The following is a 17,725-nucleotide window of genomic DNA, read 5'->3' on the forward strand; positions in this document are numbered from 1 at the left end:
CACTACACATTCTATCTACTTCCGTATAACTCAAGTCAACCAGTATCAAAGGCAGTTCTACAGTTAAGCTGTAGGATTTCACCTCTGACTTAATTGACCGCCTGCGGACCCTTTAAACCCAATGATTCCGGATAACGCTTGCACCCTCCGTATTACCGCGGCTGCTGGCACGGAGTTAGCCGGTGCTTATTCTTATGGTACCGTCAAGGTTCTACACGTAGAACGGTTTCTTCCCATATAAAAGCAGTTTACAACCCATAGGGCAGTCTTCCTGCACGCGGCATGGCTGGTTCAGAGTTGCCTCCATTGACCAATATTCCTCACTGCTGCCTCCCGTAGGAGTCTGGTCCGTGTCTCAGTACCAGTGTGGGGGATAATCCTCTCAGACCCCCTACCTATCGTTGCCATGGTAAGCCGTTACCTTACCATCTAGCTAATAGGACGCATAGTCATCTTGTACCGATAAATCTTTAATTAATCAATCATGCAACTAATCAACATTATGGAGTATTAATCTTCATTTCTAAAGGCTATCCTCCTGTACAAGGCAGATTCTATACGCGTTACGCACCCGTTCGCCGGTCGTCAGCAAGTAGCAAGCTACCTCTGTTACCCCTCGACTTGCATGTGTTAAGCCTGCCGCTAGCGTTCATCCTGAGCCAGGATCAAACTCTTCATTGTATAATCTTTAATATTATCCAATGTAAAAGTTTCAAAAGAATTTTTTAAAATTATTTAATCACTTAAATAATCTGTGGTAATTCTACTCTTAAATTACGCTGTCAATTTCAATATTTTCAATGAACTTTGTTAATCTTAATATTTGACATATCTCAATCAAAATCTCAATTAACTTCTTGTAGAAACACTAGAATCGAACTAGTTGATTTTTCTTCAAAATCTTTCCAAAATTTCTTAGATCGTGTTGCCTCCAAAAGCGGATGCAAAACTAATAACTTTTTTTAACTCCAACAAAACTTTTTTGAAGTTTTTTTTATTCGCTATAAAACACAATATTTAATGAACCTTCCTTTAAATTCGGACTGCAAAGATACTGAGATTAACTTCAATTAAACAAATAAAATTTAAACTATTTTTTAATCTTTTCTTAACTCTTTACTACTCCTAATCCTCAATGAACTTACTAACTTTGCAAACTACGTTTCTCCGTTAGCGGCTGCAAATATACAACCCTTTTTAATCCCCACAAGCCTTTTATCAATCTTTTTTATTTAAAACCCAAACACCAAAACTCAAAAACCTATTTAACAATAGGTTAAACACTATTTTTTTCTAGGAAATTATTTTATAATGTAAACTAAATAAAAAAACAAGCCCAAAAGAGCTTGCTTTACAATATCATTATATACTATCTGAAGTTTTATTCAAATGTAACACCGCTAGCCGCTACACTTCTATCTATTTTTCTCATTAAACCTTGTAATACTTTTCCTGGCCCTACTTCTATAAATTCATTCCCCCCATCTGTAATCATTGCTTGAACACATTGTGTCCATTTAACTGGAGCCGTTAATTGAGATATTAAATTCTTTTTAATTTCTTGTGGATCTGTAACTGCTTTAGCTACTACATTCTGATACACAGGACAAATAGGCTCTTTAAACTCAGTTTCCTCAATTGCTTTTGCTAACTTTTCTCTTGCAGGCTCCATCATTGGTGAATGGAAAGCCCCTCCAACTGGAAGCAAAACAGCTTTTCTTGCTCCCTTCTCTTTTAAAACTTCACAAGCTTTTTCAACAGCTTCTATCTCTCCAGATATTACCAATTGTCCTGGACAATTGTAATTAGCTGCCACAACTACTCCTTCTACTTCTTTACATACATCTTCAACTACTTCGTTTTCTAACCCCAATACGGCAGCCATAGTTGATGGTTTTATTTCACATGCTTCCTGCATGGCTAATGCTCTTTTTGAAACTAATTGTAATCCATCTTCAAAAGATAATACTCCATTTGCTACTAACGCGGATAGTTCACCTAAAGAATGCCCTGCTACCATTTCTGGCTTAAAATCATCACCTAAAACTTTTGCTAAAATTACTGAATGTAAAAATATAGCTGGTTGGGTAACCTTAGTCTGTTTAAGTTCTTCTTTTGTTCCTTCAAACATTACATCAGTTATACTGAACCCTAATATATCATTAGCTTTTTCAAATAATTCTTGTGCTAGTGGTGATTTTTCATATAAATCCAACCCCATTCCTGTAAACTGTGCTCCTTGACCTGGGAAAATATATGCCTTCATCTATTTTATATTTTTTTTAAATTTTAGATTCTTTTTTATTAAGACAGAATCTAAAATTAGTTTTCTAACTATTTTAATGGCTACAAACATACAATTTTTAAAATTACTATATTCGCTGGATGACATCAAACCAAAAATCACAAGCTTTATTAATTTATCTAATTTTAGCTTCGTTATTTATAGCATCACTAGTTACTTCTAATTTGATTTTTCAAAAATTCTTTTATTGGTACCCTGTAGATGTTTCTATATTTGATGTAAAATTATTTGAAATTTCAGTGGGGCTTCTACCTTACCCTATAACCTTTTTAATTACTGATATTTTATCTGAGGTTTATGGACGAAAGAAAGCCAATCAGGTAGTAGTTGCTGGTATATTCGCTTCTTTTTTCTCTTTAATTATTATATATGTTTCTCAAATAGCACCAGCTACCACATGGTCAAAAGTTGACAACAAAACATTTACCCATGTTTTTGGAGCTGCACCATTAGCTGTTCTAGCCTCAATGCTTGCCTATTTATTTGCTCAATTTATAGACATTAGAGTATACCATTTTTGGAAAAACTTTACTAAAGGAAAACATCTTTGGTTGCGAAACAACTTTTCCACTTTTACTTCTCAGTTTATTGACACCTTGACTGTACTTGTTTTACTTTGCTCTTTTGAAATTATTGATTGGGATAAATTCTGGGGACTTTTAATTAGCGGTGTTCTATTTAAAGTTCTTATAGCCGCCATAGACACTCCTTTGTTATACGCTGCGGTTTATTTTTTTAGAAAAAAATTTAATTTAGAAGTTGGAGAGGAAATATCTAACTTTGAGAATTAAAAAAGTATATGATTAGTAATTATTTTTACAAGCTATTTAAGAACTATTTTTCATTTTCTCATCAAACATCTATATACTTAAATCTAATAATTAATTTACTTATTATTCTTTTGTTTGGCTTTGTTTTTTTTAAAACTTTACGTTTTTTAGGTAGACGATTTTTAAAAAATATTGCCCATAAAACAAAAACTTCTTTTGATGACCTGCTAATTAAGAACCGTGTTTTTTTAAATATTACTCGGGTTGTAATTCTTGGTATATTTTACACTTCTCTAAAGACTATTTTAAATGGTTTCCCTGTTCTCTTATTATATATAGAACGAGTAACTTTAATAATAATTATATTTTTTATTATTTGGTTTGTCCGTAGCATTTTATTAACCCTCAAAGATTTCCTGAGAGAATTCCCTTCTTTTAAAGACAAACCTCTTGAGAGTTACATCCAAATTTTCATGGTTACAGTTTGGACAGTTGGAGGTATAGCTTCATTCTCTTTACTTACTGGACAATCTCTTTTAAAGTTTTTAACTGCACTAGGTGCTTTTTCCGCTGTTCTCTTACTTATTTTTAAAGACACTATTTTAGGTTTTGTTGCTAGTATTCAAATTTCTATTAATGATACCGTGAGATTAAACGATTGGATAACCATGGAAAAATATTCTGCCGATGGTTATGTAATAGAAATAAATCTAGCTTCAGTTATTGTTAAAAACTTTGATAATACCACTACTAGTATCCCAACATACTCTTTAATTTCAGATTCGTTTAAAAACTGGCGTTCTATGCGTAATTCTGGTGGTAGAAGAATAAAAAGGTCTATTCTGATAAAAGTAAATTCTGTTAGATTTTTAGAAGAACATGAATTAGAGACTTACAAGAAAATAGATTTACTTACTGAGTATATAAAAGAAATAACTACTGAAATTGATATCTACAACCAAAAAAATAATATTGATAAGTCTTTACTTATAAATGGTAGAAACTTGACAAACTTTGGTCTATTTAGAAAGTACTTGGATGAATACCTAAAGTTTCATCCAGATATCAATCAAAATTTACTTTTTATGTCTCGCCAATTAGAACCGACTCCTAACGGCATTCCTTTAGAAATTTATGCTTTTAGTGAAGATAAAGTCTGGGCTAATTACGAACGTATTATGGCTGATATTTTTGATCACATTTTAGCTAGTGTAACTTACTTTAACTTAGAAACCTTCGAAAATCCATCAAGTAAAGATATTTCAAATTTAAATCAATAATAATTTTATTATGATATTAAAAATGCCTTTTGAAAATAATCAAAAGGCATTTTTAATTTCTGCAAGACTATTAACATTAGTGCTTAACTGCTATGTAATTTTTATTCATTTTTAATTCGCTCAATACATTTAAGGCTTCATCCATATAAATGTCCTTCTTTAAGTTTTTATGCCATGTTAAACGCTTTTCTTTCAACACTGTATCTTGCTTAAAAAGTTTAAACTCATATTTAGGCGAATTAAAAGTTAAATCTGATTTAAACTTAAACACTTCTTTAAACTCTTTACCTTGTTCAGACTTCTCCTTACTTGCTTTTTTGTATTGATTATAATTTAAAGTATAAGTGGTTTCGTCTTGGTTTTTCTTTAACCACTTAGCATATTCATTAATTTTTTGAAATTTTTTATTACTGTTAACTCTTTGCTTACTATTATAAACAACATCAGTGAAGTTACTATAAGAATCTCTTAATTTATAATTTGCCTGCTTTACTTTATCCCAAGGCAAGGCTCCATCTAAATCTCTTTCTCCAAACTCCATGTAACTATACCTACTAGGTAATGATACGTCTGAATACACTCCTTCTATTTGAGTAGAACCTCCATTTATTCTGTAAAATTTTTGAATAGTCATTTTTAATGCACCTAAATCTTTAGGGTATTGTTGATAAAACTTGTTGATAGGTAAAATGTTTTGCACCGTTCCTTTACCATAAGTTTGTTTTCCTCCTATAATGACACCACGCTTATAATCTTGCATAGCCGCTGCAAAAATCTCAGATGCAGATGCAGAAAATTCATTCACCATAACTACTAAAGGCCCATCCCATTGTATTTTTTCATCAGTATCTTTTTTCACCAAAGGATCTTCACCTCTATATTTAACCTGTACAATAGGTCCTTTATCTATAAATAAACCACCTATCTCAATAGCTGTTTTTAAAGAACCTCCTCCGTTATCTCTTAAGTCAACAATTAAACCTTCTACATTTTCAGCTTTTAATCTTTCAATTTCCTTCTCCATATCCTTAGCTGCATCTCTTCTATTTAAATCACTAAAATCAATATAAAACTTTGGAAGATTTATAATTCCATATTTTTTCCCATCCTTTTCTACTACACTTGACTTAACAAATGTCTCTTCTAACTCTACTACATCTCTTACAATAGATATTATCTTAGTAGATCCGTCAATTTTTTTCTTAACGGTAAGCTTAACTTCAGTCCCTTTTTTACCTTTTATAAATTTAATAGCATCATCTAAACGCATTCCAACTATATCAATAGGTTCAGCATCTCCTTGTGCTACTTTTAAAATAATGTCTTCCGCTTCTAATTCTCCTTGCTTCCATGCTGGACCACCGGAAATAAGTTCTATCACATGCGTATACATTCCTTTTTTCTGTAAACGAGCACCAATTCCTTCTAGTTTCCCAGACATATCTTGGTCAAATCTAGATTTAATTCTTGGAGACATGTATGTTGTATGAGGGTCAAATCCACTTACAATGCTATTTAAAAAAGTTGAATACCAATCAGAGTTCTCTAGTTCATCTATCCTTATATATAGATCATCCATATTCTTTAACACCTCTTCTCTAGCTTTTTCCTCAATCTCTTCAAAACTCTTAACATCAACCTTTTCTCCTTTTTCTATTTTCTCAGCTTGAGCAGATTCTTTATCCTCTACTCTACTAATAACGGATAATTTCAATTGTTTCCTCCAATAATCCAATAGCTCAGTTTCATTTTTTGCAAACGGAATCTTTTCATAATCAACATTAATTTCTTCTTTTTTATTGTAGTTAAAAGATTGTTTTAATAAAGCTCTATAATTTACTTTTGCGGCTTTAATTTTTTCTAAAAACCTACCATAAACTAATTTATAGAAATCAATGTTTGTATTTCTTAATTGATCATCAATTAAGTACTTATATTGAGAAAACTCCTTTAAATCTTCTTGTGTAAAATATCTTTTACTTGGATCTAAACCATCTATAAAAGAATCATAAACGTGTTCAGAAAAGTTGTCGTCTAATTTTTTTTGCACGTAATGATACCTACTCAAAATATTTTTTAACACATAAATAATAACCCTATCTTTTTCAGGATCACTTTCCTTTTTAACGGCAAATGCGTTATATGAATTGGTAAATAAAATAATGGCTACTAATAAAAAGTGTGTAATGAATTTCGTCTTCATAAATCTTCTGTCGTTTTAACCCGCTATAGTTTACAATAGTTGCTAAGCTACTAAAATAATGCCAGTTTTACTAGTTTTACTGTTTTTTGTATATTCCTTTAAAAACTTCTTTTATTATTTTTCCTTGTTCATCAGTATAATTCCAAGTTTGAGTTACAGAGTTATCTTCATTCTTTTTCCACTCTATCACATTCTTATATGTTCCTTTTTCTCCAGTAATTAAATCGCTTTTTAAAATCATCTTCTCATTTTCAAAATTTCCTTTTAAAACTAATGAAAATCCTGAATTATCTATCCATACTTGGTTCCAAGAATTATCTTTTTTATTATAGTAATTATAACTTGTTCCTTTACTTTTTGATGACTTAGATTCCCAGTTTTCTTGAATTGCACAGGCATTAGGCGTTTTAACAATATTGTTAATTCCTATAAGTTCACCTTTTGTATTGTACACATTCCATTTACCAATCCAAAAGTTAAATTGAGAATACTCTATAGAAGAGCATGGAATTTGAGATTGATTTTGCGCTTTTATTTTCGAAAAAAAAGTTGCGATTATAAAAACCGTAACATAAACTATAACCCTTACCATACCTTTTCATTTGATTGTTACAATTTTACGGATTATATAATGGTTTCTATCTTTACAAAATGTTAAAAATAATGTTCGATTTTTATCTTACATTTGTTGTAAAACTCAGTTTACATGCAAGAAAGACCCTTAATTTTAGTTACCAATGACGATGGAATCACCGCTCCTGGTATTAGAATGTTAATTGAAATCATGAATAAAATAGGTGACGTTGTGGTAGTTGCCCCAGATAGCCCTCAAAGTGGAATGGGACATGCCATCACTGTTAACAATGTACTCCATTGTAACCCTATTACTATTGATGATGGACCACAAATAGAATATAGTTGCTCTGGTACCCCAGCCGACTGTGTTAAAATGGCAAAAAATGAAATATTGAACAGAACTCCAGATTTATGCGTTTCAGGTATTAACCATGGTTCTAACTCCTCTATAAATGTAATTTATTCAGGTACTATGAGTGCTGCTGTAGAAGCCGGCATTGAAGGTATTCCTGCAATAGGTTTTTCTTTATTAGATTTTGATTGGCATGCTGACTTTAGAGCTGCTAAAAAATTCATTGAAAAAATCACGTTAAATGTTATTTTAAATGGGTTACCTGAAGGTGTTGTTTTAAATGTTAACATCCCAAAATTAAAAGAACAAGATTTAAAAGGAATCAGAGTTTGTCGTCAAGCAAATGGATATTGGAAAGAGACTTTTGACAAAAGAAAAAGTCCATATGGTAAAGAATACTATTGGCTTTCTGGTGAATTTATTAACAAAGACAAAGGACAAGACACCGATATTTGGGCTTTAGAAAATGGATACATCTCTGTGGTACCTGTTCAGTTTGATATGACCGCTCATCATGCTATTCAAAAATTAAACTCATGGGACATATAAAAAAAGAAATACTGATTGGTTTTCTAGTTTCACTATTTGCTACTGCTTGCGGATTTTTCATTTATATACAATATATATCTCAGTCAGATTTTTCAACAACGCTTAATCAAGTTAAACAAGGTGGTGTTTTAGGAACTGTTATTGCACTTTCTGCAATCCCTAATTTATTTGTGTTTTTTGTTTTCTTAAAAAAGAGACAAGACTATAGAGCTAGAGGGGTTTTAGTTGCTACTATTTTTACAGCTTTGTTTACTTTTATTTTAAAGTTTTTATAATTACTCACAGTTAAATGAAATACTATATACTAGCTGGTGAGGCTTCTGGAGATTTACACGGAGCCAATTTAATGAAGGCTCTTTTAGAAGAAGATCCTAAAGCTGATATCCGTTTTTGGGGAGGAGATTTAATGCAGGCTATTGGAGGAACTTTGGTTACTCATTATAAAGAAAGAGCTTTTATGGGATTTCTGGAGGTGATTATAAATCTTAGAAAAATTCTAGGCTTTATTTCTTTCTGTAAAAAAGACATTGCAAAATTTAATCCTGACGTTATTATATTTATTGATAACTCGGGATTCAATTTACGAATTGCTAAATGGGCTAAACAGCAAAACTTTACCACCAATTATTATATTTCACCTCAAGTTTGGGCTAGTAGAGCTGGAAGAGTAGAGAGTATTAAACGTGATATTGATGCCATGTTTGTAATTCTTCCTTTTGAAAAAGACTTTTACAAAAAATATAATTATGATGTTCATTTTGTTGGACACCCTTTAATTGATGGTATTGATGGAAGAACACAGGTTGATGATCGTGATTTTAGAAACACTTATAAATTAGGTACTAAAAAAATTATTGCTTTATTACCAGGAAGTAGAAAACAGGAAATTTCTAAAATGCTTCCTACAATGCTTTCTTTAACTAATGATTTTACTGACTATCAATTTGTAATTGCTGGTGCTCCAAGCCAGACCAATGCTTTTTACAAGCAATTTTTTAAGAATAAAAACATTCCACTTATCACTAATAAAACATATGATTTATTGAGTATTTCTCATGCAGCAATAGTTGCTTCTGGTACTGCTACTTTAGAAACCGCTCTTTTTAAAGTACCTCAAGTGGTTTGTTATAAAGGAAGTAGTATTTCCTATCAAATTGCTAAACGAATTATCACTTTAGAATATATTTCTTTAGTAAATTTAATCATGGATAAAAAAGTGGTCACGGAGCTAATTCAAAAGGATTTTAATAAAGAACAACTAAAACAGGAATTAAGTCATATTTTAGAACCTACATCTAGAGAACAATTATTCCTTGATTACTTTGATTTAGAACAAAAGCTAGGCGGCAAAGGTGCTTCTGAAAAAACAGCAAAATTGATTGTGAATGGATTAAAAAACTAACCAATGATAAAAAAACTACTTTTACTAACTACACTTTGCCTCTTTATTATATCATGTGGGTCTTCTACGAAAGTGGCTTCCACTAAAACTAAAAAAACACGTTCACACTCTTCTTCTCAAAACCAAGAGGTAACTATTGCTGATAAAATTGTTTGGACTGCCGTAACTTATAAAGACACTCCTTATAAATATGGAGGGTTGACTAGGAAAGGCATGGATTGCTCTGGGTTAATTTACACTTCTTTTAAACAACGTAATATTGACTTACCAAGGTCTTCACGATTAATGTACACAAAAGGCTACCCTATTTCTTTAAGACAGGTAAAAAGAGGGGACTTACTTTTTTTTAAAACTTCAAGAAAAAGCGGAAGTGTAAATCATGTAGGATTAGTTACTTCAGTAAAAAAAGGTGATGTACGTTTTATACACGCTACTAGCTCTAAAGGCGTTTTAGTAAGTTCTTTGCATGAAAAATACTGGAAACGTGCTTTTATTAAAGCTAAACGAGTTTTATAAAACCATACCGTTTACACCATTTTTAAAAGTCTTTTTTTTGTTTTACATTTAGAATTGTGAAACGACAATTACTTCTTTTATTGTGTATTATTATATTTATTATCAATCGTTTTCTTAATACAGGACAGGAAAGGATTATAAAACCCGTACCACAAAATTCCTTGGTCACCAAAGTAATATCAATAGCTAAAAGTTATCAAGGAGTTCCTTATCGTGCTGGAGGCACAACCTCTCAAGGAATGGATTGTTCTGGTTTGGTTCAAACTTCTTTTAAAAAAATTGATGTACCCCTACCTCGTTCCTCTCAATCAATGAGTAATGAAGGTCAAAATGTACTATTAGAAAATATTAAAAAGGGTGATTTACTCTTTTTTAATATTAATAGATTAAAAGGAAAAATTAACCATGTTGGCTTGGTTACTTCAGTAAAAAACAATTCTATCATCTTTATTCACTCTACTACTTCAAAAGGTGTAATCACTAATTCTTTGGATGACAATTATTGGAAAAAAGCCTTTGTAAAAGCTCGGAGAGTTTTAAAATAATACTTACCTTTTACCCTGTCTAATTAATAATTAATTCCCCAAATTATGAGAAAACTTTTACTTTTCTTCCTTTGCGCTATTCCTTTAACTTTAAGTTCTCAAACTGTTACTTTTAACGATTCAAACTTTAAATCGTCACTAGTAGCTAACTCTCAAATTAACACTAATAATGATAGTGAAATACAAGTATCAGAAGCAAATGCTTTTAGTGGAAGTATTGATGTTTCAAACAAAAACATTTCTGATTTAACTGGAATTGAATTTTTCACTAACGCTATTAGTTTAGCTTGTTACAGCAATCAACTTACCAGTCTTGACTTAAGCAAAAACACTAAACTTCAATATCTCTATTGTTATAGTAACCAACTCACCTCAATAGATGTTACTAAGAATACAGGACTAGTTACTTTCTATTGTTACAACAATGATTTAACTTCAATAGATATTAGTAACAACCTATCATTAAAATATTTTGATTGTAGCTCTAATAATATTACTACGTTAGACGTAAGCAAGAACACTAGTTTATCTAAAATATATTGTCATACTAATAAATTATCAGAAATTGATGTTACCAACAACAGTAAACTTAGCTTGTTTTTCTGTTACAATAACTTTCAAATTTCTTCATTGGACGTTAGTCAAAATCCTGAATTGACTAATTTTGGTTGTGGTGGTAATAAACTTACTAGCTTAGATTTGAGTAATTGTCCTAAATTAACAAAACTTTATTGCGCTGTTAATAATCTTACATCACTAAACATTGCTAATGGGAATAACACTAACTTTCAAGAAATTGAAGCCAATGCTAATAACTCGTTAAGCTGTATTAATGTTGATAACTCATCATACAGTACTAGTAATTGGACTGGAGCCTTATTTAAATTTGACAGTGTTTCAAACTTTAGTGAAAGTTGTACTGCTAACATTAATGAATATAACTTATCACGTATAAAAACATATCCAATTCCATTTAAAAATGAATTAAAAATTGACATTAACAAAGACCAACTTCAAAAGTTATCTTTAATAGATACTTCAGGAAAAGTAGTCATGTCAAAAAACAACACGAACACTATTGATACTTCAGTTTTATCAAAAGGGGTTTATACCTTAGTTCTGCGAACAAAGACTAGTTTTTCTTCGCAAAAAGTTATTAAAATGTAAAAAACATGAAAGAGTTACTTAAATAGTAGCTCTTTTTTTTATCTAGAATTCAAGATTAACTTATTAAAATAGTACTAGAGATTTAACGTTTTTTAAAAAGCTAAAAACCTTAGTATAATTATATTTGACTTAATGAAGTGGTTTAAACTTTTTTCAATTGCAGCAAAAAAGTTTAAACCACTTCAATACCTAATATTTTAAATACAAGCTCCGATGCAATTAACTACTGAGATTAAAAAAGCTATAGACCAAAGCGTTTTGTGTTGGTTGGCTACTGTTTCAAAAGAAGGAATCCCTAATGTTTCACCAAAAGAAGTTTTTAACTACTTTGAAAATAATAGTATTATTGTAGCTAATATAGCTTCTCCACAAACAATTAAAAACATTAAGTACAATACTTCTATTTGTATTAGCTTTATCGATATTTTAGTTCAAAAAGGATTTCAAATTAAGGGAAAAGCAACTCTTGTTGACAGCTCTAATTCAGATTTTGAAGTTATGGAAAAAGTATTACTTAAAATAACGGAAGGTAAATTTCCTTTTAAAAGTATTACACATATTACTATAGAAAAAGTAAAACCCATTATTGCTCCGAAATACATTTTATATCCTGATACCACAGAAGAAGAACAAATTAGTAGCGCTTTAAACACCTATGGATTTAACCAATAATAAAAACACAAAATTCTAGAATAAAAATAAAAGCTCGTTATCATAAGACAACGAGCTTTTTACTTTCTAATTTAGCATTTGCCAAATTTTATCTTTTAATTTCATAAGTCCTGTTTGAGCAACTGAAGAGATAAAAACCGAATCGACATCTTCTGGTAGTTCCTGCATTATTTCTTCTTGCAACTCCTCATCTAACATATCAGATTTAGAAACCGCTAACAAGCGCTGTTTATCTAGCAGCTCTGGGTTATGCTTACGAAGTTCATTTAACAAGATTTCATATTCCTTTTTTATGTCATCACTATCTGCTGCTACTAAAAACAGCAACACTGAATTACGCTCTATATGCCGTAAAAAATAATGCCCTAAACCTTTTCCTTCTGAAGCGCCTTCAATAATCCCAGGAATATCTGCCATCACAAAACTTTGGTGATTTCTATATTCTACAATTCCTAAGTTAGGTTTTAAAGTTGTAAAAGCATAGTCTGCTATTTTGGGTTTTGCCGCCGTAATAACAGATAATAAAGTTGACTTTCCAGCATTTGGAAAACCTACTAAACCTACATCTGCAAGAATCTTAAGCTCAATTCTGTACCAACCTTCTTGTCCTTCTATTCCTTGTTGGGCGTATCTAGGTGTTTGATTGGTAGAAGACTTAAAGTGCCAATTACCTCTTCCTCCTTTTCCTCCTTCTAATAAAACAACATCCTCCCCATCTTCTGTAACCTCAAACAATACCTCATCAGTATCAGCATCTCTAAAAATAGTTCCTAAAGGCACAGGGATTACAACATCACTTCCATCACTTCCTGTACTTCTACTACTTCCACCATCTCCACCATGTTCTGCTTTAAAATGACGTTTAAACTTTAAATGAAAAAGTGTCCACATAGTCTTATCTCCACGCACAATTACGTGTCCACCTCTTCCTCCATCACCGCCATCTGGTCCTCCTTTAGCCACAAACTTTTCTCTGTGTAAGTGCGCAGAACCTCTTCCTCCTTTTCCAGAAGAAGCGTATATTTTTATGTAATCGACAAAATTTCCTTCAGTCATTTTTTCGTTTTTTCAACTAACACGGACTTAATTTCCGTATTTAGTTAGGTTTCGACTCCACTCAACCTGACAATAGCAGAGAGTTGAATTCTTATTTATAATGTATCAAATACGTTTGATAAACGCTCTGTAATTTCTTCAATAGTTCCTACACCATCTACCCCATAATAATGTCCTTTTTCTTCGTAGAAATGTCTAAGGATAGCCGTTTTAGTATTGTACTCATTAAAACGATTTCTAATTTTTTCTTCGTCCGTATCATCTGTTCTTCCACTAGTTTCTCCTCTCTTTAAAATACGTTGCACTAATAAATCTTCTGGCACTTCTAAAGCAACCATTCCATTAATTTGTGCTCCTTTTTCTTCTAAGAAAACCTCTAAAGCTTCCGCCTGAGATTCTGTACGTGGGAAACCATCAAAAATAAATCCTTTTGCTTCTTGGTTTTTCTCTACCTCAGCTTTTAGCATATTAATAGTTACCTCATCTGGCACTAAATCTCCAGCATCGATATACTTTTTAGCTAATACTCCTAAATCTGTTTCATTTTTAATATTGTAACGGAATACATCTCCTGTAGAAATATGTACTAAATCATATTTATCTTTTAAAATAGTAGCTTGTGTTCCTTTTCCGGCACCTGGAGGGCCAAATAATACAATGTTTTTCATTTTGGGTTGTGTTGTTAATTGATAAACAGCAGGCAAATTTCTTCCATAACCATTATAATCTAAACCATAGCCAACGATAAAAGCGTCAGTAATATTTTTACCAACATAATCAATGGGTAGTTCTTTCTTATAAACATCTGGCTTAAAGAAAAGTGTTGCTATTTTTAATTCTTTTAAATTTTTATTTTGAAATATTTCGTAGATTTCTTGTAACGTAGTACCTGTATCAATTACATCTTCTAAAATAATTACAGTACGCCCAGTTAAATCTTCATTAATTCCTATTAGCTTTTTTACAGACTCAGAAGAATTGGTTCCTTCATATGAAGCCAATTTTACAAATGAAATTTCACAATCTCCTTCAAATTCTCTTAAAAAATCAGCAGCAAAAACAAAACAACCATTAAGAATACCTACAAATAAAGGTACTTCTCCTTCAGGTAAATCATTTTTTACTTCTTTTACTAATTCTTTAACAATAGTTGCTATTTCGTTTTTTGAAACGAATTCTTTAAAATATAAATCGTGAAGTTTAATTGTGTTCATAAGACTGCAAAGATAGGTGCTTGGTATTAAATGAAAAAACCGTTTTGAACTTATTCAAAACGGTTCTTATTTTCTCTTGTTATAATCTATTCTTTAATTTCTTTTTTCTTTTTAGCTACATCAAACATAATTGGTGTTGCTACGAATAAAGAAGAATATGTTCCCACGACTACCCCAACAATTAAGGCAAACATGAATCCTTTAATACTATCTCCTCCAAAGAAGAAAATAGCTAACATTACTAATAACGTAGTTAACGATGTATTTATCGTTCTTCCTAAGGTACTACTTAATGCTTTATCTACTAAATTAGCTGTAAATGAATTACTATTATTAGCATACTCTCTAATTCTATCAAAAATTACCACGGTATCATTCAACGAGTATCCAACTACCGTTAGAATTGCTGCTATAAATGACTGCCCAATTTCCATATCAAATGGCATGAATTTGTATAATAAAGAGAATACTCCTAATACTACTAATACATCATGGAATACCGCAGCTACGGCTCCAATAGAGAACGCTACTTTTCTAAAACGTAATAAGATGTATAAGAATACAACGATTAACGATCCGATTACCGCTAATAATGCCGCATTTTTAATATCATCTGCAATGGTAGGCTCTACTTTCATATAACTCATAATCCCATTTCCAGCTTTTTCAAATCCTGGTTTGAAATTCTCATAAGAAGTATCTCCTAAATACGTTTTTAAACCTTTGTATAAAGCACTTTGTACTTCTTCGTCTACTTGCCTACCTTCTTCGTCTATTTTATAAACGGTAGTAATCTTTAATTGGTTATCTGCTCCATATGTTTTTACTTCTGGTGCAGTTCCAAAAGCATCTTTTAAAGTAGCAGCCACTTCATTAGCTTTCATTGCCTTGTCAAAACGTACTACATACGAACGACCTCCTTTAAAATCTACTCCTTGCTTTAAACCTAAGGTTAACATAGATACTAAACCAACAGCAATAAAGAATCCTGAAACAATGTATGCTAACTTACGCTTCTTTAAGAAATCGAAGCTAATATTCTTAAACCAGTTTTTAGAAATATTTGTATTGAATGTTAAATCAGTTCCCTTAGTTACCGCTCCATCAATAAATAAACGAGTAATGAATACTGCTGTAAACAATGATGTTATAATACCAATCATTAATGTTAAAGCGAAACCTTTTATAGGTCCAGTTCCAAAAGAGTATAAAATAACCCCTGTTAATAAGGTAGTAATATTTGCATCAATAATGGCAGATAAAGCTCCTTTAATACTAAATCCTTCATCTACTGATTCATCTAAACTCTTTCCTCCAAATAATCCTTCTTTAATTCTTTCGAAGATAATTACGTTCGCATCCACGGACATACCAATGGTTAAGATAATACCTGCAATACCTGGTAAAGTTAATACCGAATTAAACGATGCTAATACTCCAAAAATAAATAAGATGTTTACTAATAAAGCTACGTTTGCATATAAACCTGCTTTACCATAATATAATACCATCCATGCTAATACCAAGATAATTGCTAAAGCAAATGACCACATACTTGCATTAATAGATTCTTTACCTAAAGATGGACCAACTATTTCTGATTGAATAATACGAGCTGGCGCTGGTAACTTCCCTGCTTTTAATACTGTTGCAATATCTTGTGCTTCATTTACGGTCATTTGTCCACCAGAAATCTGTGTACTTCCTCCAGTAATCGCTCCATTAACAACAGGTGCAGTATATACATAATCATCTAAAACAACTGCAACAAACTTACCTACGTTTTCGCTAGTCATTTTAGCCCATTTTTTAGTACCATTTCCATTCATCATCATAGATACTACAGGCTTGCTTAATTGATCATAATCTTGTTTAGCATCTGCTATTACATCTCCTTCAATAGGTGCTTCACCTTTTCTGTTAGATTTGATTGCGTATAAACTAATAATAGCTGCATTGTCATCATCAGCTTCAGCACCTTCTGCTTTTTCTGGAGTGAATGGCTTGTAATCCCATAAGAATTTTACATAACGTAAATTGTTAGGTAATAATGCTCTTACTTCTTTATTTCTTAATAAGCTATTTACTTTTGCCGTATCCTGAACCTTAGCAAATCCTACTACAGAACTTACTTGTTGTTGGTTAGGACTTAAATAGCTAAATAACATTTTTTGATCTTGTACTTTAGTTGAATCTTTAGACTCTCCTAATAAATCATCAATGCTATCTCCTTTTTTAGTTGAATCTACAGCTTTTTCAGTGCTCTCAGCAGTTTTGTCTTTCAATAACTCAATAGACTTTCCATTAGCTTGTGCTAAGAAAGGAATTACATCAGCATTAGTAAATACTTCCCAAAACTGTAATTCTGCTGTACTTTGTAATAATTTTTGAACACGTTCAATGTCTCTAGCTCCTGGTAATTCAACTTGAATTCTTCCTGAGGTTCCAATACGTTGGATACTTGGTTGTACCACACCGAATTTATCAATACGGCTACGTAATACTTCAAATGCAGTGTTTATAGAGGTGTTGATTTCTTCTTGTAAAGTCGATTTTACTTGCTCGTTAGTTTTGTTAAAGTCGATTTTATCACGTAACGATTTAGTTCCAAATATACTTGGATCACTCAACTTAACTTTACCTTCCGATAATTCAACGAAATTGCTATAAAATAAATCTAAATAATTGTCTTGACTATCTTTCTGATCCTCATCAGCTTTTGCTAACGCTTTAGTAAAAACTGTATTTTTAGAATCGTTAGATAATCCAATCAAGATATCTTTTACAGATACTTGTAAAATTGCATTAATACCACCTTTTAAATCTAATCCAAGGTTCATTTCCTTGTCTCGGATATCATTATAGGTGTATTTGGCAACTCCTAAATTTACTACTTCTTTATTTGCGACACTATCTAAGTACCTTCTTTCGAATGTAGCTAACGCTCTACCGTTATTGTCTGATACATTTTCTTTGGCAAACTTTTCAGCATTACTTTCTACTTTGTTTGCAAAAAATGTAAACGACAGCTGGTAAATACTCACCAATCCAAAAAGGACCGCAAATAATTTAATAAGACCTTTGTTTTGCATTTTTTAATAATTTAAAATCGACTTTA

The 17,725-nt window shown here is 31.5% G+C and carries 15 protein-coding genes and 1 rRNA gene (1 of these 16 only partly in view); 9 read left to right on the plus strand and 7 right to left on the minus strand.

The window, feature by feature from the left end:
- A 16S ribosomal RNA gene (locus ABNT65_RS12190) occupies nt 1–681 on the minus strand; it reaches 839 nt to the left of the window's first position.
- Nucleotides 682–1,381: 700 nt separating this feature from the next.
- Nucleotides 1,382–2,266 carry an ACP S-malonyltransferase gene (gene fabD, locus ABNT65_RS12195; RefSeq protein WP_348745946.1) on the minus strand — a complete coding sequence of 295 codons (885 nt, stop codon included), beginning with the start codon at nt 2,264–2,266 and terminating at the stop codon, nt 1,382–1,384.
- Between the two features lie 119 nt (nt 2,267–2,385).
- On the opposite strand from fabD, the gene ABNT65_RS12200 reads away from it, so the two are divergent.
- Together ABNT65_RS12200 and ABNT65_RS12205 are read left to right on the plus strand one after the other, a co-directional pair.
- Complete coding sequence (locus ABNT65_RS12200) at nt 2,386–3,096, plus strand: queuosine precursor transporter (RefSeq protein ID WP_348703820.1); 711 nt, start codon at nt 2,386–2,388, stop codon at nt 3,094–3,096.
- A 452-nt stretch (nt 3,097–3,548) separates the two neighbouring features.
- The gene (locus tag ABNT65_RS12205) at nt 3,549–4,355 is read left to right on the plus strand and encodes a mechanosensitive ion channel family protein (protein WP_348745947.1); all 807 of its coding nucleotides are present in this window, start codon (nt 3,549–3,551) and stop codon (nt 4,353–4,355) included.
- 76 nt (nt 4,356–4,431) lie between these two features.
- Here the strand turns inward: ABNT65_RS12205 and ABNT65_RS12210 are convergent, their stop codons facing one another.
- Together ABNT65_RS12210 and ABNT65_RS12215 are read right to left on the minus strand one after the other, a co-directional pair.
- Nucleotides 4,432–6,558 (minus strand): carboxy terminal-processing peptidase, encoded by a 2,127-nt coding sequence (locus tag ABNT65_RS12210; protein ID WP_348703816.1) that lies wholly within the window; start codon nt 6,556–6,558, stop codon nt 4,432–4,434.
- Between the two features lie 76 nt (nt 6,559–6,634).
- Nucleotides 6,635–7,150 (minus strand): hypothetical protein, encoded by a 516-nt coding sequence (locus tag ABNT65_RS12215; RefSeq protein WP_348703815.1) that lies wholly within the window; start codon nt 7,148–7,150, stop codon nt 6,635–6,637.
- A 114-nt stretch (nt 7,151–7,264) separates the two neighbouring features.
- On the opposite strand from ABNT65_RS12215, the gene surE reads away from it, so the two are divergent.
- From surE to ABNT65_RS12250, 7 genes are all read left to right on the plus strand, one after another.
- A complete protein-coding gene (gene surE / locus ABNT65_RS12220; RefSeq protein ID WP_348703814.1) occupies nt 7,265–8,035 on the plus strand; it encodes a 5'/3'-nucleotidase SurE in 771 nt (256 codons plus the stop codon).
- Nucleotides 8,023–8,310, plus strand: a complete 288-nt coding sequence (locus ABNT65_RS12225) for a hypothetical protein (protein ID WP_348737654.1) — start codon at nt 8,023–8,025, stop codon at nt 8,308–8,310. The genes surE and ABNT65_RS12225 overlap by 13 nt, the downstream gene beginning before the upstream one ends.
- Nucleotides 8,311–8,324: 14 nt before the next feature.
- Nucleotides 8,325–9,437, plus strand: coding sequence for a lipid-A-disaccharide synthase (gene lpxB / locus ABNT65_RS12230; RefSeq protein ID WP_348745948.1), 1,113 nt, complete (start codon nt 8,325–8,327; stop codon nt 9,435–9,437).
- Nucleotides 9,438–9,440: 3 nt separating this feature from the next.
- A complete protein-coding gene (locus ABNT65_RS12235) occupies nt 9,441–9,953 on the plus strand; it encodes a C40 family peptidase (RefSeq protein WP_348703811.1) in 513 nt (170 codons plus the stop codon).
- A gap of 56 nt (nt 9,954–10,009) precedes the next feature.
- A complete protein-coding gene (locus ABNT65_RS12240; RefSeq protein ID WP_348745949.1) occupies nt 10,010–10,498 on the plus strand; it encodes a C40 family peptidase in 489 nt (162 codons plus the stop codon).
- Between the two features lie 45 nt (nt 10,499–10,543).
- The gene (locus ABNT65_RS12245; protein WP_348737650.1) at nt 10,544–11,665 is read left to right on the plus strand and encodes a leucine-rich repeat domain-containing protein; all 1,122 of its coding nucleotides are present in this window, start codon (nt 10,544–10,546) and stop codon (nt 11,663–11,665) included.
- A gap of 213 nt (nt 11,666–11,878) precedes the next feature.
- On the plus strand, nt 11,879–12,337 hold the full coding sequence (locus ABNT65_RS12250; protein ID WP_348745950.1) for a pyridoxamine 5'-phosphate oxidase family protein: 459 nt from the start codon (nt 11,879–11,881) through the stop codon (nt 12,335–12,337).
- A gap of 66 nt (nt 12,338–12,403) precedes the next feature.
- Here the strand turns inward: ABNT65_RS12250 and obgE are convergent, their stop codons facing one another.
- From obgE to secDF, 3 genes are all read right to left on the minus strand, one after another.
- Nucleotides 12,404–13,393 carry a GTPase ObgE gene (gene obgE, locus ABNT65_RS12255; protein WP_348703805.1) on the minus strand — a complete coding sequence of 330 codons (990 nt, stop codon included), beginning with the start codon at nt 13,391–13,393 and terminating at the stop codon, nt 12,404–12,406.
- 95 nt (nt 13,394–13,488) lie between these two features.
- Entirely contained in the window at nt 13,489–14,607 is a 1,119-nt protein-coding gene (locus ABNT65_RS12260) for an adenylate kinase (RefSeq protein ID WP_348745951.1), read from the minus strand.
- Between the two features lie 86 nt (nt 14,608–14,693).
- A complete protein-coding gene (gene secDF / locus ABNT65_RS12265) occupies nt 14,694–17,699 on the minus strand; it encodes a protein translocase subunit SecDF (protein ID WP_348703802.1) in 3,006 nt (1,001 codons plus the stop codon).
- Nucleotides 17,700–17,725 lie beyond the last annotated feature (26 nt).

This window comes from Tenacibaculum sp. 190524A02b, from assembly GCF_964036645.1.
Classification (GTDB): domain Bacteria; phylum Bacteroidota; class Bacteroidia; order Flavobacteriales; family Flavobacteriaceae; genus Polaribacter; species Polaribacter vairaonense.